The sequence below is a fragment of the Urbifossiella limnaea genome, from assembly GCF_007747215.1.
Lineage (GTDB): Bacteria > Planctomycetota > Planctomycetia > Gemmatales > Gemmataceae > Urbifossiella > Urbifossiella limnaea.
The window spans coordinates 6,176,076-6,195,334 of sequence record NZ_CP036273.1; the positions used below are offsets into that span (position 1 = coordinate 6,176,076).

The window sequence follows — 19,259 nt, forward strand, 5'->3', positions numbered from 1 at the left end:
CGGGCGGCGAGAACGTGTGCTACTTCCGGCGGATCACCCACACGCCGGCGCCGAGGCCGGCGATGGACAGCAGGGCCAGCCCGATCGGCAGCAGGTACAGCCGCGTCGAGTTCAGCGTCTCGCCCGGCGGCAGCTCGAACGTCTGGTAAACCTTCTCCGTGCCGGGGGCGATCGGCGGCTTGCCGCGGAGCCAGTCCAGCGACGCCGACATCAGCTCGTGCGTCGCCGGGGTGCCGCCGCCGCGCGGCCGCTGGGCGGCGTTCGAGAACATCTCGGAGTTGGCGAACACCACCGCCCGCGGCGTCTGCTCGCCGCCGCCGCCGTGCGGGTTCATCGGGTTCGGCGGGGCGCCGCCCTCGGCCACGGCCACGGCCACCGTCCGCGGGCTGCCGGTCAGCCGCTTCCGGGCGCGGAGGGCGTCGTTCTCGACCATGTCCTGGAGCGCCTGGTTCGGGCTGTCCAGCTGCTCGTCCTCCAGCCACGTCGGCCGCTGCGGCAGCGTCACCATCAGCGGGGTTACGGTGAACGGCCCGCCCGGCGCGGCCGACAGCGGCGCCACCTCGCGCGGCACGTTCCAGATCAGCGCCGCCGTCCGGGCGAACGGGGCGACGATCGGGTGCCCGCCGTCGCGGCCGCCGGCGAACAGCACGGTCGCCTCGCGCGGCCCGATCTGGTACTGCGGGATCGGCACGCTGTAGACGAACTGCTCGCCGAGGCGGACGTTGAACTCGGTGAGCAGCCCTTCGAGGCCGGTCTTGGCCATCTTTCGGTCCTTGGCCCCGGGCCGGGCCTCGGCCAGTACCACGAGGCCGGTCTTCTTCCCGTCCGGGCCGGGGCGGCCCATGAAGTCCTTCAGCGCCTTGGCGGCCGCGTCCGACAGCGGGGTCATCGGGTCGGCCACGACCACCAGCTTGGCGTCGGCGGGCACCGCGGCCTTGGCCCCGGTCCCCAGTTCGAGCGGCTTCACGTCCAGGCTGTACGACTCGAGGTGCGTCTTCAGCTGGCTCGCCTCGCGCTCGGCCTTGCTGAACCCCGCCCCGGCGTCGGCGGCGAGCGCCAGCTCGCCGTTACCCTGGGTGAAGTAGACCACCGGCCGGGCGTCGGCGTCGCTGAGGAACCGCAACTTCTGCACCAGCATGGCCTCGCCGACGAACGACGCCTTCTGCGCGCCGCCCGGCTGGAAGTCGCTCTTGAACAGGTCGGTGGCCGGGATGAACTCGTGCCGCTTGCCGTCCTCGCCGACGGCCAGGAGGACGCCGACGCCGGTCTTGTCCAGCTTCGTGAACTTCTCCTGCAGCTTCTGCAACTCGGCCTTGTCGGTCACCGGGCTCACGAACTTCGGCGTGAACTTGCCGCCGCCGATCTCCTGGGCCGAGTACATCAGGGTGCGGACGTCGTTGATCTCGCGGCTGTTGTCGTCCGGCAGGATGACGTAGGCCGTGACCGGCTCGGCCAGGCTGCCGACCGTCTTCTTGGTCGCGTCCGACAGCGTGTAGAACCCGCTGTCGGTGGTGTCGAGCATGTTCGGCACCTTCAGCGCGAACACGACGTTCAGCACGAGCAGCGAGCCGAACAGCAGCAGCGTGGTGAGGACGAGGTTGCCGCCGTACACGAGGCGGCGGAGCGTCTGGTTGTTCCGCTCCTCGGCGCGGGCCGGCTGGATGGCGAGGAACACCACGCCGATGGCGATGATCATGCCGATGACGAGCATCACCAGCCAGCGGGCGCCGGCGCGGGCCGTTGCCGTGCCGCCGGTGTCGTAGGCCTGGACGGCCGCCACCACCCCCTCGTTCCACTTGAGCAGCAGGGCCATCCCGAGGAGAAACCCGGTGAGGCCGAGGAGCCCGCCGACGACGAGGACGAACCCGCGCGTCCAGCTCCGCTGCTCGGCGACGCCGGTCGGTGGGACGCGGGCCAGCAGAGTGGTGCCGGCGCCCGCGGCGATCAGGCAGCCGACGCCGAGGCCGATGCAGCCGAACCAGTAGTCGCCCTTCTTCGGGTTGTCGACCTCGGGCGGCGGCGGCGGCGGGGCGTCGGGGTTGAGCGGGTCCACCGCCGGGGTTTCCGGCGCGGCGCCGGCCTTGGTCGCCTGGGTGGCGTAGTACACGGCCCCGGCCAGGAACGCGGCCGCCAGCACGAGCAGCGCGTACGCCGAGTTGGCCCGCTCGGTGCGGACGAACTCGACGAGCACTCCGGGGCGGGCGGCGGCGGGCGGCAGGGTCGGGTCGGCGCTCATGGGGTCCGCTCGTGCGTTGGGTCGTCCGGGGCGATGCCCACCCGCCGCGGCGGGTGGGCCGTCAGGCCGCTAGTTCCACTTCCGGGCTTCCAGCACCTTCACCGACAGGAACAGGCTGAACACGCCGATCGACGCGAAGACCAGCACGTCCCGCAGCGGCAGCCGGCCGCCGAGCGACTCCTGCCACATGTGGATGAACGACAGCTTGCCGAGCAGCGTCTGGAGCAGCGGCGGGAGGAACGGCAGGGCCGAGAACTTCACCAGGTAGGTCGCCAGGAACAGGATCATCACGGCGAACGTCAGCACCGCGGCGATGATCTGGTTCCGCGTCAGCGTCGAGAAGAACAGCCCCAACCCGACGAACGCCAGCCCCTGCGCCCCCAGCGCGATGTAGAAGCTGAGCAGCGGCCGGTAGTCGAACGGCACCCCGCCCTCGGCCCGCAGGGCGATCAGGTACAGCCCCATCGGCACCCACGTGAGCATGAAGAACAGCCACGCCGCCAGGAACTTGCTGGCCACCACCGGCCACTCGTTCACCGGGGCCGTCAGCAGCACCTCCAGGCTCCCCGTCTTCTTCTCCTCGGCGATCAGCCGCATGGTGATGGCCGGCACCTCCAGCAGCAGCCCGATCACCGGGATGAGGGCGACGAACAGTTGCGACACGATCGGCTCGTCGAGCCCGCCGCGGCGGCTGGCCGACTGCACCTGCTCGACGAAGAACGCGTACCCCACCCACTCGATCGCCGCCATCCCGGCCAGCACCAGGAAGCCGACCGGCGACAGGAAGAACGCCGCCAGCTCGCGGCGGGTGAGGGTGACGAACGGGTTGTCCGAGCAGATGGCCAGCGCGACCGCCAGGTACAGCAGGCCGAGGCCGATCAGGATGACGCCGGTCGGCACCAGGTACGGGGCCGGGCTGGTGGTCAGCAGGTTGGCCTTCACCGACGCCATGACGAACACGCCGGCGGCGGCGAGGCCGGCGGCGCCGATCACGCCCCGCAGCCAGCCCGGCAGCGACTTCGCCCGGTAACCGAGGTACGCCACGCCGAGGAAGATGCCGATGCTGACGAGCCGCGGGATCAACTTCCACATGTCGATCTCGCCGGTCACCCGGCGGATGGCGTTCGGCCCCTCGACCAGCACCGGCGGGAAGGCCGACCGGGCGAACGCCCCCGCCGCCACGCACGCGCCGACGGCCCCGAGCAGAAACGCCACCTGGAACCCGATCCCTTCCGAGGTGTCCACCTGCGTCATGTAGGCGCAGAGGAAGGCGAGCCCGAGCAGGGCCAGCGCCACCCCGGGGCCCACGAGAGTGTCCGGCTTCATCACGCCGACGACGATGCTGCCGACGGCCAGCAGCGCCCCGATGGCGAGTATGGCGAGGATGGCGGCGTCGCGGTAGCGGCGGTCGGTCTCGTGGCGGACGAACGGGATGGCGAAGACGAGGCTCAGCGCCCCGAACGTCACGCCCCACGGGAGCAGGTTGTAGCCGAACGTCTTGGTGGCGGTGGTGCTGAAGATCGGCCCCTTGAGGACCGAGGCACCGACACCCAGCACGAGGAACGCGGCGGCGAGGAGGCCGTACAGCCGGCGCACCTCCTGTTCGCCGTCGCGGCTGGCGTGGTACAACATCAGGACGATGCCGGCGGCGGCGGCGAGGTAGCCGAACCCGCTGCCGAACAGCCGCGGCGTCATCGCCTGGTTGGTGATGATGACGACGCTGCCGAGGACGAGGCCGAACAGGCCGACGAAGCCGACCAGCCGGCCGAACGACTGCCCCTCGTCGTAACTCTGCGACGGGGCCGTCTCGGCGGGGCGGGCGACGGCGTCGGCGGCCGGCGGCGGCGCGATCGGGTCGGTCGTACTGGTGCTCATCGGTGGCCCGTTCGGGGTGGCTCGGGGGTCGTGTTACGCCGCGGGGGGCGCGGCCGGCTCCGGCTCCGGAGTCGGCTCCGGCTCGGGGGCCGGCGTGGCCGCCGCCTCCTGCCGCAACACGACCTGCGTGTACTGGTCTTCCAGGCTGGCCCGCTTCAGCCCGAGGTGGCGCAGGCCCCACCCCTTGCCGGTCAGCCGGGCCGCCATCGCCTCGCGGACGTCCTTGCCGCCCTTCGACTTCAGTTCGAACCCGGCCACGCCGTCGGCCCCGACCGGCACCGGGTGCGCCACCACGGCCACCACCTCCGGCTGGGCCTTCAGGAACTCGCCGACCTCGCCGGCCGGCCCGCGGACCTCAAACTCGTAGGTCGGCTCCTGCTCGTTGATCGACGCCAGCGTGTTGTCGAACTTCACCCGCCCCTTGTTGATGATGATGACCCGCTCGCACACCTTCTCGACCTCGGACAGGATGTGCGTCGAGAGCAGCACCGTGTGCCGACCGCCGAGTTCCTTGATGGTTTCGAGCGTCTGCTGAATCTGGATCGGGTCGAGGCCGCTGGTCGGCTCGTCGAGGATGAGCACGGGCGGGGCGGCGAGCATGGCGTCGGCCAGCCCGACGCGCTGGCGGTAGCCCTTGGACAGCGTGCCGAGGAGGCGGTTGCGGACCTCCTTGATGCGGCAGCGGACCATGAGGTCGTCGAGCCGGGCGAGCCGGCCGGCGCGGGGGACGCTCTTGAGGCGGGCGCGGTAGCTGAGGTACTCGCTGACGCGCATCTCGGGGTACAGCGGCACGCTCTCGGGGAGGTAGCCGATCCGCTCGCGGACCTCCATCGACTGGTACATCACGTCGTACCCGGCGACGCGGGCGTAGCCGCTGGACGCGGGGAGGAACGTGGTGAGGATGCGCATCGTCGTGGACTTGCCGGCGCCGTTCGGCCCGAGGAAGCCGACCAGCTCGCCGGGCTTCACCTCGAACGACACGTCGTTCACGGCCAGGACGGGGCCGTAGTTCTTCGACAGGTGCTCGACCTGGATCGCGGGCGTCGGCATTGGTGTCGGTCTCGGCCCGCCGGGGGTGGCCCCCGCGGCGGGAACTGGTGCGGAACGCCGTGTTGACGGTGGGTGATGATATGACGGCGCGCGGCGCCGGCAAGCGGGGAACCTGGGCGAACGGTAACGACTGCGCCTGTAACCCTGTGGGCGGCCACGTGTACAGTGGGGTAGGAGGACCGTCCGATGGCCGACCGCCCCACTCTCTCCTTGAAACTACTCCCCGAACCGTCGCCGGCGGGCGTTATCGACCCCGTGTGCGGCATGTCGGTGGACCCGGCCCACGCCGCCGGCTCCGTGTCGCACGCCGGCTCGACGTACCACTTCTGCTCGACGCACTGCGTGGCGAAGTTCCGCGCCGACCCCGCGAAGTACCTCACCGGCCCGCCCGCGGCGGACGCCCACGGCTGCTGCGGCCGCGGCGCCGCGGAGGCGCCGCCGGCCGCGCCCGGGACGAAGTACACCTGCCCGATGGATCCCCAGATCGTGCAGGACGGCCCGGGGACGTGCCCGCTGTGCGGCATGGCCCTGGAGCCGATGACGCCGACCGCCGGCCCCGCCGACGACTCCGAGCTGCGCGACATGACCCGCCGCCTGGTCGCCGCCGCGGCGCTGACGCTGCCGGTGTTCGCGCTGGCGATGGGGCCGATGCTCCCGGGCGTGTCGCTCGGCCACACGCTGACCGCGTGGGGGAACGGGCTGTCGCTAGCGCTGTCGGCGCTGGTCGTGTTCGTGATCGGGTGGCCGGTGTTCGCGCGGACGTGGACGGCGCTGCGACACCGGACGGCGAACATGTTCACGCTGATCGCGCTCGGCACGGCGGCCGCGTGGGGCGTCAGTGCCGCAGCCGTACTGGCTCCGTCGCTGTTCCCCGCCACCTACGCCGACGCCCACGGCCACCTGCCGGTGTACTTCGAGGCCGCGGCGGTGATCGTGACGCTGGTGCTGCTCGGCCAGGTGCTCGAACTCCGCGCCCGCCGCAGCACCGGCGACGCCATCCGCGCCCTGCTCGGCCTCCGGCCCGACACGGCCCGCCTCGTTCACCTCGACGGCACGGAGGAGGACGTACCGCTGGCGAGCGTCCGGCCCGGTGACCAGGTACGGGTGCGGCCCGGCGGCAACGTGCCGGTGGACGGCGTGGTCCACGACGGCAGCGGCCCGGTGGACGAGTCGATGCTGACGGGCGAACCCGTGCCCGTGATGAAGGCGCCGGGCGACCGCGTGACCGGCGGCACCCGCGCCACCACCGGCACCTTCGTGATGACGGCGACGGCCGTGGGCGAGGCCACGGTGTTGGCGAAGATCGTGGCGCTGGTCGCCGCGGCGCAGCGCACGCGGGCGCCGCTGCAATCGCTGGCCGACCGCGTCGCCGCGTGGTTCGTGCCGGCGGTCGTGCTGGCGGCGCTCGTCACGTTCGCGGCGTGGGCGGCGTTCGGCCCTTCCCTCGCCTACGCCGTGGTGAACGCCGTGGCGGTGCTGGTGATCGCCTGCCCGTGCGCGCTCGGGTTGGCGACGCCGGTGTCGGTGACGGTCGGCGTCGGCCGCGGCGCCCGCGCCGGGGTGCTAGTCCGCACCGCCGACGTGCTGGAGCGGCTGGCGACGATCGACACCGTGGTGGTGGACAAGACCGGCACGCTGACCGAGGGGAAGACGGCGCTCGTGAGCGTCGTCCCCGCCGCGGGCTTCGACGAGAAGCAGGTGGTGCGCTACGCCGCCGCGTTGGAGGCGGGGAGCGAGCACCCCCTGGCAGCCGCCGTTGTTGCCGCCGCTCGCGGCGGTGCACTCCCGCGCCCTGAGCACTTCGAGGCGGTCGCCGGGCAGGGCGTCCGCGGCACCCTCGAGGGCGCCGACGTACGCGTCGGCAGCGCTGCGTTCATCGGCGCCGACCCCGGCGCCCTCGCCGCCCGCGCCGAGGAACTGCGCCGCGAGGGCCAAACCGCCGTCTTCGTCGCCGTGAACGGGACCGCGGCCGGCGTGCTGGGCCTCGCCGACCCGCTGAAGCCGACCGCGGCCGAGGCCGTGCGCCGCCTCACGTCGGCCGGCGTGCGCGTGGTCATGCTCACGGGCGACGCCCGCGCCACCGCCGACGCCGTGGCCCGGCAGGTCGGCATCACCGAGGTTCACGCCTCCGTTCCGCCGGAAGGCAAAGCCGCGGTCGTGACCGAGTTGAAACGCGCCGGCCGGCGGGTGGCGATGGCCGGCGACGGCATCAACGACGCCCCGGCGCTGGCGGCGGCCGACGTCGGAATCGCGATGGGGACCGGCACCGACGTGGCCGTCGAGGCGGCGGGCGTGACGCTGGTGAAGGGCGACCTACTCGGCATCGCCCGCGCCCGCACCCTGGGCCGCGCCACGGTGCGAAACATACGCCAAAACCTGGCGTTCGCGTTCGCCTACAACTTGCTCGGCGTGCCGGTCGCGGCGGGCGTGCTGTACCCGCTGTTCGGCGTGCTGCTGAGCCCGATGCTGGCGGCGGCGGCGATGAGCCTGAGCTCGGTGTCGGTGATCGGGAATGCGCTGAGGTTGCGGGTGGTGAATCTGGACGGCTGACCACTTCCGCCGCAACGGACCTCGCGGGCCGCGCTCGGGTGGGGTACACCCAAACTACTCTCCCACCATTCCCACGAGGTCCACCATGCCCGGGTTCGACCTGACGCACACCGTCGCCGCGCCGCTGCCGGTCGTGTTCGACGCGTTCACCGACTTCGCGAGCGCCCCGAAGCGCATCCCCGAGATCCTCCGCGTCGAGATGTTGACGCCCGGCCCAGTCGGCGTCGGCACGGCGTTCAAGGAGACGCGCAAAATGTTCGGCAAGGAGTGTACCGAGACGATGACGGTGTCGGCGTTCGAGGCGGGGAAGCTGGTCGAGTTGTCGGCGACGAGTTGCGGGGCGGTGTTCACGACGCGGTTCACGTTCGAGCCGGACGGCGGCAAGACGCGGGTGTCGGTGGCGTTCCGGACGAAGGCGGTGTCCGTGTACGCGAAGCTGTTCACGCCGCTGTCGTACCTGATGATGGGGACGATGAAGAAGTGCGTGGCCGGCGACGTGGCGAAGCTCGGCGCCGCGGTCGAGGCGGCGCCGGCGGCGTGACGGTCACTCGTCCGACTCGAACGCCGCCGGCGTCGGATCCCAGAGCAACTCGGCGAGTGGCAGCGTGAATCCGGGCAGCACGGTGCCGCCGTCGAGCGTGTCGGCGCGCGTGAGCCGGCGGGCGGCGCTGCTGGGTTCGTAGACGTCTACCACCGCCGTTTCCGGGTACACGACCCACACCTGTCGCACGCCGGCTTCCAGGTACTCCTCGATCTTGTTGTTGAGGTCGCCGGCCCGGTCGGTCGGGCTCACCACCTCGACGCACAGGTCGGGGACGATGTCCCAGGCGGCGGTGTCGGGCAGCCGCCGGCCACGCGCCCAGGTGGTGAACGGGACGAAGATCACGTCCGGCTTGCGGCTCCGGTCGCGGTTGATCGGGAGCTTGATGAGCATCTCCGTGTACGGCATCCCTACGTTCCGACCCATTCCGTAGTTGCCGAGGGCGAGTGTCAAAATGGTGGCGATGCCGGTCGATTCCGTACTTATGGGCGGGAGTTCCACGCGTACGCCGTCGACGATCTCGTACCAATCGTGGTCGTAGGGGTCTTTCGGCAACGCCTTCGGCGGCGGGGTCTGCACCTCGGCCGTGCTCATGGCTCACCCATCGGTTAGCGAATCAGGCCGTCCATCGGGCTGCTGGCGTTCGCGTACAGTTTACGCGGGATGCGGCCGGCCAGGAACGCCAACCGGCCCGCCTCGCAGGCGTAGCGCATCGCCCACGCCATCCGCTCCGGGTCCTGCGCGCTGGCGATGGCCGTGTTCAGCAGCACCCCGTCGCAGCCCAACTCCATCGCCACCGCCACGTCCGACGCGGTGCCGACGCCGGCGTCCACGATCACCGGGTAGTCGGGGTCGCCGTCCTTCAGGTACTCCAGGATGATGCGGATGTTCGTCGGGTTCTGAATCCCCTGCCCGCTGCCGATCGGGCTCCCGGCCGGCATCACGCTCGCCGCCCCCGCCGCCTTCAGCCGCCGCGCCAGCATCGGGTCGTCCGTCGTGTACACCAGCACCTGGAAGCCTTCCTTCACCAGCACCTCCGTCGCCCGCAGCGTGTCGATGGGGTCGGGCAGCAGCGTCTTCTTGTCGCCGAGGCACTCGAGCTTCACCCACCCGGCGCCGGGGTTGCCGAGGTTCCCCAACAGCTCCCGCGCCAGCCGGGCGTGACGGACGGCATCTTCGGCGCTGAAGCAGCCGGCGGTGTTCGGTAGGATGGTGAGCTTCGACAGATCGAGGCTGTCGAGGAGGCTCTTGCCGGTGGCGTCGATCAGCCGCTCGCGGCGGACGGCGACCGTCGTCACTTCGCAGCCGCTGGCGACCATGCAGCGTTGCATCAGGTCGTGGGTCGCGTACTTCCCGGTGCCGGTGAAAAGCCGGCTGCTGAAGGTGAACGGGCCGACCTTCAGGGGTTTGTCGGCCGGCGGCCCCGAACCTCCCCCCACCAGCGTGACGATCTCGACCGCGTCGCCGTCGGCGAGGCGGCGGGCCGGGTGGTCGGCGCGCGGCACGACCTCGCGGTTCACTTCCACCGCGAGCTTGCCGGGGTCCTTGCCGAGCGCCCGGAGCAGGTCGGCGACGGTGGCCGGGTCGGGGAGCGTCCGCGGCTGGTCGTTCACGGTGACGGTCGGCATGGCACACCCCGGCGAGCCCGGGGCGTACGCCCCCCGGTTTCTGGAATGCGTTCAGCATACCCGGTACAACAAGCCGCGTCCCCCGCCCCCCGAGACGCGCCGCCCGATGAGCCCTGCCGCCGACCCGACGGCCGCGTTCCTCTCCTCCCTCCGCGGGTCCGGGCTCCTCACTCCCGCACAGGCCGACGACCTCGCCGCCTGGGCCACCCAGACCAAGCCCGACCCCACCACCCTGGCGAAGGAAGTCGCCCGCCGCGGCTGGCTCACCAACTACCAGATCAAGGAAGTGTTCCGCGGCCGCGGCAAGGACTTACTCGTGGACCGCTACGTCCTCCTCGACCTGCTCGGCGAGGGCGGCATGGGGCGCGTCTTCAAGGCGCACGACACCCGGCTCGCCCGCGACGTGGCCCTCAAGATCATCCGGAAGGAGCGGCTGTCGAACCCGGCCGCGGTCGCCCGGTTCGGCCACGAGATGGTCGCGCTCGGCCAGCTCCAGCACCCCAACGTCGTCAAGGCGTTCGACGCCAGCCAGACCGGCGACACGCACTTCGTGGTGATGGAGTTCATCGACGGCCAGGACCTGACGAAGATCGTGCAGGCCCGCGGGCCGCTCCCGCTGGTGCCAGCGTGCGAGGCGGTCCGGCAGGCGGCGCTCGGCCTCCACCACGCCTACGAGGCGGGGATGGTTCACCGCGACATCAAGCCGTCGAACATCCTCGTCACCCCCGATTGGAAGACGGCGAAGCTCGTGGACCTGGGCCTGGCCCGGCTCGACGAGCCGGGCGCCGACGCCCGGGTGACGCAGGAAGGCTTCGTCATCGGCACGCCGGACTTCCTGGCCCCGGAGCAGGCCCGCGACCCCGGTAGCGTGGACATCCGCGCCGACATCTACGCCCTCGGCGCGACGCTGTACTACGTCCTGACCGGCAAGGTGCCGTTCTCCGGGGCGAACCCCACGGAGAAGCTGCTGAAGCACTGCACCGAGCCGCCGCCGGCGCTGCGGGTGCTTCGCCCCGACGCCCCGCCGCAGCTCGAAGCGCTGATCCACTGGTGCATGGCGAAGCGGCCCGAGGACCGGCCGCAGACGCCGATGCAGCTCGCGGCCGCCCTCGCCCCCTTCTGCCCGGCCGCGCCGCGGCCGAGCGGGCCGCACCCGGTCGCGCCTCCACTCCGGTTCCTGCCGGCGCCGGCTCCGGTGCCCGCCCCGCTGCCGCTGCCGAACCCACACTCCAGCAGCCAGGTGTTCCGCCTGCCGGACCACTCCGCCGACAACAGCCCGGTCCTCCAGCGGGCGCGGCCGACGTTCCCGTGGGCGATGGTCGGCATCGGCGCCGGCATCCTGTTCGTCGTCGCCGTGCTCGGCTTCGCCGGCTACCGCGCCGTGTTCGGGAACCGGCTCGGCCCCGTCGATTCGTTCACGAACGCGGCCGGGATGAAAATGGTGAAGCTCGACGGCGGCACGTTCGTGATGGGGAGTCCGCCGGGCGAGCCGGGCCGACCGCCGACGCCCCCCGGCGAGGCGGACCCCGAAGGCCCGCCCCACGAGGTGACGATCGGCGGCCCGTTCCTGATGGCGGCGACCGAGGTGACGTTCGGGCAGTACTGGAGGGTGATGAACAACGCCAGCCCGCGCGGGTCGGTGTCGAAGGCGCGAGGCGCGAACCAGCTGCAGAACCACCCGGTCGAGGGCGTCAGCTTCGGCGAGGCGGTCGAGTTCTGCAAGCGCCTGACGGAGCGCGACCGGAACGAGCCGCACGCCCGGCCCGGCTGGGCCTACCGGCTGCCGACGGAGGCCGAGTGGGAGTACGCGGCGCGGGCCGGCACCACCGCGCCGTTCGGCGTCGGCGAGGGCGGCACCGACAAGCTCGTGTACCGGCCGCAGGTCAAGTCGGTGACGGCGCTGTACACAGTGACTGGCGCCGACCCGTGCGAGGACGCCGACCCGATCGCCCCGCTGACGCTGCCGGGGAAGGCCGGGAGCTACCCGCCGAACCGGTGGGGGCTGTACGACATGCACGGGAACGTGGCCGAGTGGTGCCACGACTGGTTCAAGCCCGGCTACCCCGCCGACGGCCCGCGCACCGACCCGACCGGCCCGTCGGGCGGCGACAAGCGCGTCGTCCGCGGCGGCTCGTTCCGCGACCCGGCGAGCGCCTGCCGCAGCGCGGCGCGCAAGGGCGTGCGGCCGTTCGACACCGGCGGCGAGTCGCACAACCCCGTCACCGGGGCGGTCGGGTTCCGCGTGGTGTACGCTCCTTCGCCGAAAGGATGAAGGAGGAAGGATGAAGGATGAATCCGGACAGCCACCGGTAGATCTGAAGACGCGGACGCGGCAGTTCGCGCTACGGATCATCCGTCTCTACAATGGCCTGCCGGAAAACGCCGTGGGCCGGACGATTGGCAACCAGATTCTCCGGTCCGGCACCTCGGTCGGCGCGCATTACCGCGAGGGGATGAGGAGCCGGTCTGACGCGGAGATCATCAGCAAGTGGGGCGGGGCGCTACAAGAACTCGAAGAAACCGATACTGGCTCGAACTGCTCACGGAAGGGGACATCGTCACGGAATCCCGGCTCGCCGACCTGACACGGGAATGCGACGAGTTGATTGCAATCCTCACGACTTGCGTGAAACGGGTGAAGGACCGCCGCCGGGCTTGATTCATCCTTCATCCTTCCTCCTTCATCCTTTTCAAAAGGTAAGTCATGCCTGCCGTAAGTTGGACCGGTGTCTTCCCTGCGGTCTGCACGCAGTTCCACAGCGACTACGCGCTGAACATCCCCGGCACGCTGGCGCACGTCGATGCGATGCTCGCGGCCGGCGTCCACGGGCTCGTCATGATGGGGAGCGTCGGCGAGAACACGACGCTGGAGCCGTCCGAGAAGCGCGAGCTGTTCAAGGCCACGATCGCGCACGTCGGCGGCCGGGTGCCGGTGCTCACGGGCGTCGCCGAGTACACCACGGCGCAGGCCTGCCGCTGGGCCGCCGAGGCCGCGAAGCTCGGCGCCGACGGGCTGATGGTGCTGCCGCCGATGGTCTACAAGGGCGACGACCGCGAGACGCTGGCCCACTTCCGCACCGTTGCGAAGGCGAGTGACCGACCGATCATGGTCTACAACAACCCGCCGGCGTACAAGGCCGACATCACGCCCGAGATGTTCGTGGAGCTGGCCGACGAGCCGACGCTGGCGTGCATCAAGGAGAGCAGCGACAACCCGCGGCGGATCACCGACATCATCAACCTGACCGGCGACCGCTACGTCATCTTCGCCGGCGTGGACGACCTGTTCCTCGAGTGCCTGCTGCTCGGCGCCGTCGGCTGGGTGAGCGGGCTGGTGAACGCCTTCCCCGCGGAGAACCGGCTGGTGTGGGACCTGGCGACGGCCGGGAAGTGGGAGGAGGCGCGGGCGGTGTACCGGTGGTACACGCCGCTGCTGCACCTGGACACGCACCCGAAGCTGGTGCAGTACATCAAGCTGGCGTCGACCGAGTGCGGCTACGGCACCGAGCTGTGCCGCCCGCCGCGGCTGCCGCTCGTCGGCGAGGAGCGCGAACGCGTCCTGGGCATCATCCGCAAGGCGAAGGCGACGCGGCCGGGGGCGGGGAAGTAGGGTTCGCGTCGTGTGCCTTCGCTCAGCGCGTCCAGCGGCGATACGCGACCACCGACCGCTCGCGGTCGATCCCGACCACCGACCCCGGGCCGGCGTACCACTCGGTAATCCCGGTCGCACGCTCTGCACCGGGAACACCAACGAACCAACCCGTATCCGCCGATGGTGTCGCGGCCGCGCCCGCGGGCACCCAGTCGGCCAGTTCCGCGGGCGGGACTGTGGCCACCACCCGGATGTCCCAGTCGGACGGACCTGGCACCAGGCCGCCGCCGTTGTCGTGGTACACGACGCGGAACCCCAGGTCGGTGTACCCACGGCGGAACGTGACGTACCGCTGGAGGAACTCGACGCGCGCTTCCAGCGACGGCAGCGCATTGCTGGACGTGTCGGTCGAAGCCGGGCCTGTCGGCCCGCTGCACCCGGCGAGTACGGCCATCAGAAGCCACGCCGACCCCGCACGCATTCCACCCCTTCGCCTTCAACGATGAACAGTGATTAGGCGTACTCGCCGGTTCAGGGGCGGCACCCCGCCAGGGCGACGCCGTCCACAGAAGCGTACCGCCCCGCGGCGGTGACCACAAGCCGCGCCGGCCTACAATCGGCGGGATGAACCGCATCACCGTCATCGACTCGCACACCGGCGGCGAGCCGACGCGTGTCGTCGTCGCCGGCGGGCCGGACCTCGGCACCGGCCCCCTCGCCGACCGCGCCCGCCGCTTCCGCGACTACTTCGACGCCTTCCGCTCGTGCGTCGTCAACGAGCCGCGCGGGGCCGACGTGCTTGTCGGCGCCCTCCTCTGCGAGCCGCACGCGCCGGGGTGCGCGGCCGGGGTGATCTTCTTCAACAACGTCGGCACCATCGGCATGTGCGGGCACGGCACCATCGGCCTCGTCGTCACCCTGGCGCACCTCGGCCGACTCGCCCCCGGCGAACACCGCATCGACACCCCCGTCGGCGTCGTCACCGCGACGTACCACGGCGGCGCCCGCGTCACCGTCCGCAACGTGCCGAGCTACCGCCGCGCCGCGGGGCTCGCCGTCACCGTGGACGGCCAGCGCGTGACCGGCGACGTGGCGTGGGGCGGGAACTGGTTCTACCTCGTCCGCGAGTGCGACGACGTGGGGCCGCTGGCGGTCGGCAACGTGGCCCGGCTCACGGCGTTCACGTCGGCCGTGCGCCGCGCCGTGAACGCCACCCCGGAGGGGGAACTCGTCGATCACGTCGAGCTGTTCGGTGCCCCGGCCGACGCGGCGAACCACAGTCGCAACTTCGTGCTGTGCCCCGGCGGCGCCTACGACCGCTCCCCGTGCGGAACCGGCACCAGCGCCAAGCTGGCGTGCCTGTTCGCCGACGGCAAACTGAAGCCCGGCGACGTGTGGCGGCAGGAGAGCGTGACGGGAAGTGTCTTCGAGGGGAGCATCGAGATCGGCGACGAGCCCGGCGTGGTGGTGCCGAGCGTCACGGGCACGGCCTACGTCACGGCCGAGGCGACGCTCATCGCCTCGGCCGACGACCCGCTGCGGGACGGGATTCAAGCCTGACTCAGCGCACCGCGGCGGCCGGGCCGACGACGGCGGCCACGCTCGTCGGGCGGCTGGTCGCGCCGTCCGTGCAGCACGCCGCAGCCGCGCGGGCGGCGCACGCCGGGCACCCGGCCGGCTTCGCGTCGGTGCTCACCGGCACCGTGCCCTCCGTGAACAGCGCCACGGGCCCGGCGGCGGCCACCGTCATCTCGGCGGGCGACGCGGCCGCCTCCGTCGGAGTGTCGCAGCAGCGCACCTGGGCCGTCTTGCACCCCGACAGCGGGCAGTTGTTCGGGTCGAGGTGGTGGAACACGGCGAACGTCGCCCCGCCGGCGACCGCCGCCGACGCCGCCAGAATCGCGATCAGCTTGCCCATCGTCGGCCTCCCGTGGGGTGGAACGGAATTGAGTATAGCGTCGGTCCGCGGCCGGGAACACTACAAACAGCCCGGCCGCGGTCACGCTCGCACCGGGTTCATTGTTTCCGCCCAGGGGGGGTCGATCCCCGGAACCATGTCACCGACTCATAAAAAAGTCCGTTCGCTCCAGCCGGCGCCACATCGATAGCGGTAAACACTCACGCCGCAACCGGTTGCGTCACTTCCCCGGCAGCTCCAGCCGGAAGCACGCCCCCGTGTCGCCGTCGGCCGGGCGGTAGCCCAGGGTGCCGCCCAAACTCTCCGCCCACTGCTTGCACAGCGCCAGCCCCAGGCCCGCGCCGCCGGCGGTGGTGTCGGCCGTCTCGCCGCGGCGGAACGGGCGGAAGATGAGCTTCTGCTCCCGCGGCGGCACGCCGGGGCCGCGGTCCTCCACCTCGAACACCACCTTCCGCCCCTCCGGCTTCGCCCACACCCACACCCGCGGGTCACTCGCCGTGCGCGTGTACTTCCGCGCGTTGTCGATCAGGTTCCCCACGATCTGCCCCACCAGCGCCGCGTCGGTCGTCACCTCGGCCTCGGGCGGCAGCGTGGAGACGACGATCAGTTCCTTCCCGTCGGCGCCGCAGCGATCGGTCCAGGTGTCGCGCACGGCCGCCAGCACGTCGGCCACCTTCGCCGGCTTCAGGTCCGAACTCGCGCGGCGGCGTTCGAGCCGGGCGAAGTCCAGCACGTTGTCCACGAGCCGGTGCAACCGGTCGGACTCGACGGCGAGCGTGGCCAGGTACTCGGTCCGCTTCGCCTCGTCCTGCACCATACCGCTCAGCAGCAGGTCGAGGTACAGCCGCAGCGACGTGAGCGGCGTCCGCAGTTCGTGCGTGACCGCGGACACGAAGCGGATGCGGCGCTCGGACAGGTCGATGAGCGACCAGCCCGCCAGGCCAATGGCGCCGAACGCGATCAGCGCCGCGGCCCACGCCAGCGCCAGCCCGATCCGCAGCGGCGACCATTCGGCGGGCTCGTCGGTGGCGGCCGGGGGGCCGGGGTCGAGCTGCACCGGCAGCGCCGTCATGGCGCGGTCGGGGGTGGCGTCGCCGGCCTTCACCGGCACCAGCTGCGCGTGGGGGAACAGGTCCTGCACGTCCTCGCGGAGCACCTTCTGGAGGCCCGGCCAGTCGAGGACGACCCCCTGGTAGACGGTCCGGTCGTTGAGCCGGGCGGTGCGGACGAGTACGAGCGAGTCGGGGCCGCCGTCGCCGGCCGGGAGCCACTGCGGGCGGACCGGCCCGAGGTGGACGGCGACCGGCGGCACGTTGAACAGCACGACCGGCGGCGCCGGCGCGTCGGCCGGCGGTGCGGGCTCGGCGGCCGGCGCGCGGGGGGCGGTTTCCGGCGCCGTCGGCGGCACCACCGGGGTGGGCGTCGGGGGCGCCGGGGCGGACGCACTGGCGGGTGCGGCCGGCGCGGTGCCGCCAGCGGGCGGGCCGCCCGGCGGCACCGCCTTCAAGTCGGGCACGGGCAGCCGACCGGCGAGCGGCAGCGCCGGCCCGGAGCGCGACGGACTCTCGGCGCCGGCGGCCGCCTTCGGGAACGGCCCGGCGACGCCCGGCGGGGGCGCGGGGGCCGGGGCTCCGCCGGCGACGCCACCGCGGCCGAAGCCGCCCCCGCCGGAGGCGCCGGGGGTGGCGAACATCCGCTCCGCCTTCGCCCGGTCGAGCATCGCCAGCCCGTCGGTCGCGCCCTTCGCCTTGGCGCCGTCTTGATCCTGGAGTTTGTACTTCTGCTGCGATTCCTTCAGACCGCGGGCCAGGAAGTCGACCAGCCCGCCGAGCGAGGGCGCCTCGGCTCGCGCGCCGCCTTCCAGGGCACGCGGCCCGCCGCCGGGGCCGGCGCCCTTCGCCATCTGCGCCATCGCCGTCGCGCCGTTCTCGTCGGCCTTCGTGCCGGACCGCGAGTCGCGGTCGGCGGGGCCGGGCGGGGCGGCGTACCGGTTGAGGATGCCGCCGAGACCCGGTTGGCCGGGCGGGTTCTGGCCCGGGTTAACGGGCACGGTGTTGCGGGCGAAGTTGTTGGCGAGGCCGTTCTGGGTCAGCGGGTCAGTCGTGTTCTGCCGGTAGTTCGGCGGGTAGATGTACGTCTGCTGCTGGCGAGCGTCGGCGGCCAGGTCGGCGACGCGGCGGCGGAACTGGAGGTCGCCGCGGTTGGCGTCGAACTCCCCGTTACGGGCGGTGTTGTCGGCGGCGACGGGGGCCGGGCGCGGCGGCGGGGCCGGGGCGACGCCGGCCGGATCGACCGCCTTCGGCGCCGGGGCGACGCGCTCGTCCTCCTTCGGCCGCGCGAGCTCGGGAACGGCGGGGCCGTTGGCCAGGCCGAAGGCGGGCGGCGCCATCATCTTGGCCGGGGCGGCGTCGGCGACGGGGCGGCCGCGGTCGGTCGGCACGGGTATGCCGTCGTGGCGGGCGAAGGCGGCGTAGGCAACCTTGGCCGCGTGGCGGCGCCGGAGGGCGTCGAGGGCGCGGGCGCGGTCGGGGGTGGCGTTCGTCGGCGTCAGCTCGGGCCACGCCTCCTCGAACCTCAGCCGGGCGTCCGGCGTGAGTACCTGCGGCGACGCCCAGCCGGTCTCCGGGTCGAGTTGGGCGTGTAGCTTCATCCAGTCGGGGAGCGGCGCGGCCAGGAGCTGCGCGCAGGTGGGGCCGTACGCCGAGTCCGGGTCGGGCGCCTCGTACTCGAGGTAGGGGCGGGCGTTCTCGGCGCCGAGGGCCGGCAGCAGCCGGCCGTCGAGCCGCCACAGCGCGACGCGGAGGTTGTTGGCGACGGCGGCCTCGGCCGCGGCCGCGCGCTGGGCGTCCTCGACGCGCAGCGCCGCAACGGTCACCCAGCCGAGGCCGGCGAACACCAGCCCGGCGACCAGGAGGAACGCGACCGACCCGCCGACCGGGCCGAGACACCGTCTCACGAGAACACCTCCGGAGGGAACCATCCACCCGTCAGGCCGGGGCGCGAGCCCCGTCGGGGTTCAGACGCCCGACGGGGCTCGCGCCCCGGCCTGACGGCGCACTCACGTCGCCGCCACGGCTTCCACACGCACGGTCAGCGCCGGGCCGGCCATGTACCCGTGCGCCCGCACCGTCACGATCGCCTCCGGCTGGTGGTCGTCGCCGGCCGGGTCCTTCAGCTTCGCCCGCAGCCGGGCGATGTGCATGTCCACCGCCCGCGTCTCCAGCCCGGCCGTGCCGATGCCCCACACCCGGTTCAGCAGCTCCTCCCGCGACACGGCCCGCTCGCGGTTCACCACCAAATACTTCAGCAGCGCCGTCTCCGTCTCCGACAGGTCGTGCCGGGTGCCGTCCGGCCACCGCACCTCCCGCCGGTGGAGATCGACACTCCCCTTCCCGACCTTCACTGCTTTGACTTCCGCGGGGGGCTTGAGGGTTCGCCGCAACACGGCTTCCACCCGCGCCAGCAGTTCCTTCGCCGAGAACGGCTTCACGACGTAGTCGTCGGCCCCCATCTTGAGGCCCTTCACGCGGTCGTCCTCGGTGCCGCGGGCGGTCAGCACGATGACCGGCCGCGTGGGGCAGGTGCGGCGGATTTCGGCGAGCACGTCGAGGCCGTCGCGCTTGGGCAGTTGCAGATCAAGCAGCACGAGGTCGACGCCGGCGGCGGCGCCCTCGGTGAGTCCGGCGGCGCCGTCGGGCGCCTCGGTGACCTCGTACCCGCTGAGGCGCAGGGCGTCGGACACGCCGCGGCGGATGGCGGGCTCGTCCTCGACGACGACGATTCGTGCCTTCGGCATCGTGATCCTCTTTCGCTTCGCCGCTCGCGGCGTAGCGCCGCGGCGCTACGCCGCGAGCGGCGAAACCCTCAGT

The 19,259-nt window shown here is 72.3% G+C and carries 15 protein-coding genes; 6 read left to right on the forward strand and 9 right to left on the reverse strand.

Annotated elements, in window-relative coordinates; genetic code table 11:
- Nucleotides 1-19 precede the first annotated feature (19 nt).
- The 3 genes from ETAA1_RS25145 to ETAA1_RS25155 all read right to left on the reverse strand — a co-directional run bounded on the left by ETAA1_RS25145 (nucleotide 20) and on the right by ETAA1_RS25155 (nucleotide 5,161).
- On the reverse strand, nucleotides 20-2,236 hold the full coding sequence (locus ETAA1_RS25145) for a Gldg family protein (protein ID WP_145243242.1): 2,217 nt from the start codon (nucleotides 2,234-2,236) through the stop codon (nucleotides 20-22).
- 69 nt (nucleotides 2,237-2,305) lie between these two features.
- Nucleotides 2,306-4,111: an ABC transporter permease gene (locus ETAA1_RS25150; protein WP_145243243.1), complete on the reverse strand. Its 1,806-nt coding sequence runs from the start codon at nucleotides 4,109-4,111 to the stop codon at nucleotides 2,306-2,308.
- 33 nt (nucleotides 4,112-4,144) lie between these two features.
- Nucleotides 4,145-5,161, reverse strand: a complete 1,017-nt coding sequence (locus ETAA1_RS25155; protein WP_145243244.1) for an ABC transporter ATP-binding protein — start codon at nucleotides 5,159-5,161, stop codon at nucleotides 4,145-4,147.
- A 186-nt stretch (nucleotides 5,162-5,347) separates the two neighbouring features.
- Between ETAA1_RS25155 and ETAA1_RS25160 the strand changes: the two genes are divergently transcribed.
- Both ETAA1_RS25160 and ETAA1_RS25165 read left to right on the forward strand, forming a co-directional pair.
- Nucleotides 5,348-7,711 carry a heavy metal translocating P-type ATPase gene (locus ETAA1_RS25160; RefSeq protein ID WP_145243245.1) on the forward strand — a complete coding sequence of 788 codons (2,364 nt, stop codon included), beginning with the start codon at nucleotides 5,348-5,350 and terminating at the stop codon, nucleotides 7,709-7,711.
- Nucleotides 7,712-7,796: 85 nt separating this feature from the next.
- Nucleotides 7,797-8,252: an SRPBCC family protein gene (locus ETAA1_RS25165; RefSeq protein WP_145243246.1), complete on the forward strand. Its 456-nt coding sequence runs from the start codon at nucleotides 7,797-7,799 to the stop codon at nucleotides 8,250-8,252.
- 3 nt (nucleotides 8,253-8,255) lie between these two features.
- Here the strand turns inward: ETAA1_RS25165 and ETAA1_RS25170 are convergent, their stop codons facing one another.
- Both ETAA1_RS25170 and thiS read right to left on the reverse strand, forming a co-directional pair.
- Nucleotides 8,256-8,846: a Uma2 family endonuclease gene (locus ETAA1_RS25170; protein WP_145243247.1), complete on the reverse strand. Its 591-nt coding sequence runs from the start codon at nucleotides 8,844-8,846 to the stop codon at nucleotides 8,256-8,258.
- 14 nt (nucleotides 8,847-8,860) lie between these two features.
- Nucleotides 8,861-9,880: a sulfur carrier protein ThiS gene (gene thiS, locus ETAA1_RS25175; protein ID WP_145243248.1), complete on the reverse strand. Its 1,020-nt coding sequence runs from the start codon at nucleotides 9,878-9,880 to the stop codon at nucleotides 8,861-8,863.
- A 106-nt stretch (nucleotides 9,881-9,986) separates the two neighbouring features.
- Between thiS and ETAA1_RS25180 the strand changes: the two genes are divergently transcribed.
- The 3 genes from ETAA1_RS25180 to ETAA1_RS25190 all read left to right on the forward strand — a co-directional run bounded on the left by ETAA1_RS25180 (nucleotide 9,987) and on the right by ETAA1_RS25190 (nucleotide 13,490).
- Nucleotides 9,987-12,152: a bifunctional serine/threonine-protein kinase/formylglycine-generating enzyme family protein gene (locus ETAA1_RS25180; protein ID WP_145243249.1), complete on the forward strand. Its 2,166-nt coding sequence runs from the start codon at nucleotides 9,987-9,989 to the stop codon at nucleotides 12,150-12,152.
- Nucleotides 12,153-12,162: 10 nt separating this feature from the next.
- A complete protein-coding gene (locus ETAA1_RS25185; RefSeq protein ID WP_238389301.1) occupies nucleotides 12,163-12,465 on the forward strand; it encodes a four helix bundle protein in 303 nt (100 codons plus the stop codon).
- Between the two features lie 119 nt (nucleotides 12,466-12,584).
- Nucleotides 12,585-13,490, forward strand: coding sequence for a dihydrodipicolinate synthase family protein (locus tag ETAA1_RS25190; RefSeq protein ID WP_145243250.1), 906 nt, complete (start codon nucleotides 12,585-12,587; stop codon nucleotides 13,488-13,490).
- A 22-nt stretch (nucleotides 13,491-13,512) separates the two neighbouring features.
- On the opposite strand, the gene ETAA1_RS25195 is transcribed toward ETAA1_RS25190, so the two are convergent.
- The gene (locus tag ETAA1_RS25195) at nucleotides 13,513-13,953 is read right to left on the reverse strand and encodes a hypothetical protein (protein WP_145243251.1); all 441 of its coding nucleotides are present in this window, start codon (nucleotides 13,951-13,953) and stop codon (nucleotides 13,513-13,515) included.
- Between the two features lie 143 nt (nucleotides 13,954-14,096).
- On the opposite strand from ETAA1_RS25195, the gene ETAA1_RS25200 reads away from it, so the two are divergent.
- Nucleotides 14,097-15,032 (forward strand): proline racemase family protein, encoded by a 936-nt coding sequence (locus ETAA1_RS25200; RefSeq protein WP_202920392.1) that lies wholly within the window; start codon nucleotides 14,097-14,099, stop codon nucleotides 15,030-15,032.
- Nucleotide 15,033: 1 nt separating this feature from the next.
- Here the strand turns inward: ETAA1_RS25200 and ETAA1_RS25205 are convergent, their stop codons facing one another.
- From ETAA1_RS25205 to ETAA1_RS25215, 3 genes are all read right to left on the reverse strand, one after another.
- Nucleotides 15,034-15,390: a hypothetical protein gene (locus ETAA1_RS25205; protein WP_145243252.1), complete on the reverse strand. Its 357-nt coding sequence runs from the start codon at nucleotides 15,388-15,390 to the stop codon at nucleotides 15,034-15,036.
- Between the two features lie 220 nt (nucleotides 15,391-15,610).
- The gene (locus ETAA1_RS25210) at nucleotides 15,611-18,346 is read right to left on the reverse strand and encodes a sensor histidine kinase (protein WP_145243253.1); all 2,736 of its coding nucleotides are present in this window, start codon (nucleotides 18,344-18,346) and stop codon (nucleotides 15,611-15,613) included.
- A gap of 102 nt (nucleotides 18,347-18,448) precedes the next feature.
- Entirely contained in the window at nucleotides 18,449-19,186 is a 738-nt protein-coding gene (locus tag ETAA1_RS25215) for a response regulator transcription factor (RefSeq protein WP_145243254.1), read from the reverse strand.
- Nucleotides 19,187-19,259 lie beyond the last annotated feature (73 nt).

Bases quoted from the DNA above. Each gene is read 5' to 3' on its own strand.
- ETAA1_RS25195 (WP_145243251.1), bottom strand. From the start codon at position 13,953: ATGCGTGCGGGGTCGGCGTGGCTTCTGATGGCCGTACTCGCCGGGTGC.
- ETAA1_RS25180 (WP_145243249.1), top strand. From the start codon at position 9,987: ATGAGCCCTGCCGCCGACCCGACGGCCGCGTTCCTCTCCTCCCTCCGC.
- ETAA1_RS25215 (WP_145243254.1), bottom strand. From the start codon at position 19,186: ATGCCGAAGGCACGAATCGTCGTCGTCGAGGACGAGCCCGCCATCCGC.
- thiS (WP_145243248.1), bottom strand. From the start codon at position 9,880: ATGCCGACCGTCACCGTGAACGACCAGCCGCGGACGCTCCCCGACCCG.
- ETAA1_RS25190 (WP_145243250.1), top strand. From the start codon at position 12,585: ATGCCTGCCGTAAGTTGGACCGGTGTCTTCCCTGCGGTCTGCACGCAG.
- ETAA1_RS25145 (WP_145243242.1), bottom strand. From the start codon at position 2,236: ATGAGCGCCGACCCGACCCTGCCGCCCGCCGCCGCCCGCCCCGGAGTG.
- ETAA1_RS25150 (WP_145243243.1), bottom strand. From the start codon at position 4,111: ATGAGCACCAGTACGACCGACCCGATCGCGCCGCCGCCGGCCGCCGAC.
- ETAA1_RS25205 (WP_145243252.1), bottom strand. From the start codon at position 15,390: ATGGGCAAGCTGATCGCGATTCTGGCGGCGTCGGCGGCGGTCGCCGGC.
- ETAA1_RS25155 (WP_145243244.1), bottom strand. From the start codon at position 5,161: ATGCCGACGCCCGCGATCCAGGTCGAGCACCTGTCGAAGAACTACGGC.
- ETAA1_RS25165 (WP_145243246.1), top strand. From the start codon at position 7,797: ATGCCCGGGTTCGACCTGACGCACACCGTCGCCGCGCCGCTGCCGGTC.
- ETAA1_RS25185 (WP_238389301.1), top strand. From the start codon at position 12,163: ATGAAGGATGAATCCGGACAGCCACCGGTAGATCTGAAGACGCGGACG.
- ETAA1_RS25170 (WP_145243247.1), bottom strand. From the start codon at position 8,846: ATGAGCACGGCCGAGGTGCAGACCCCGCCGCCGAAGGCGTTGCCGAAA.
- ETAA1_RS25200 (WP_202920392.1), top strand. From the start codon at position 14,097: ATGAACCGCATCACCGTCATCGACTCGCACACCGGCGGCGAGCCGACG.
- ETAA1_RS25160 (WP_145243245.1), top strand. From the start codon at position 5,348: ATGGCCGACCGCCCCACTCTCTCCTTGAAACTACTCCCCGAACCGTCG.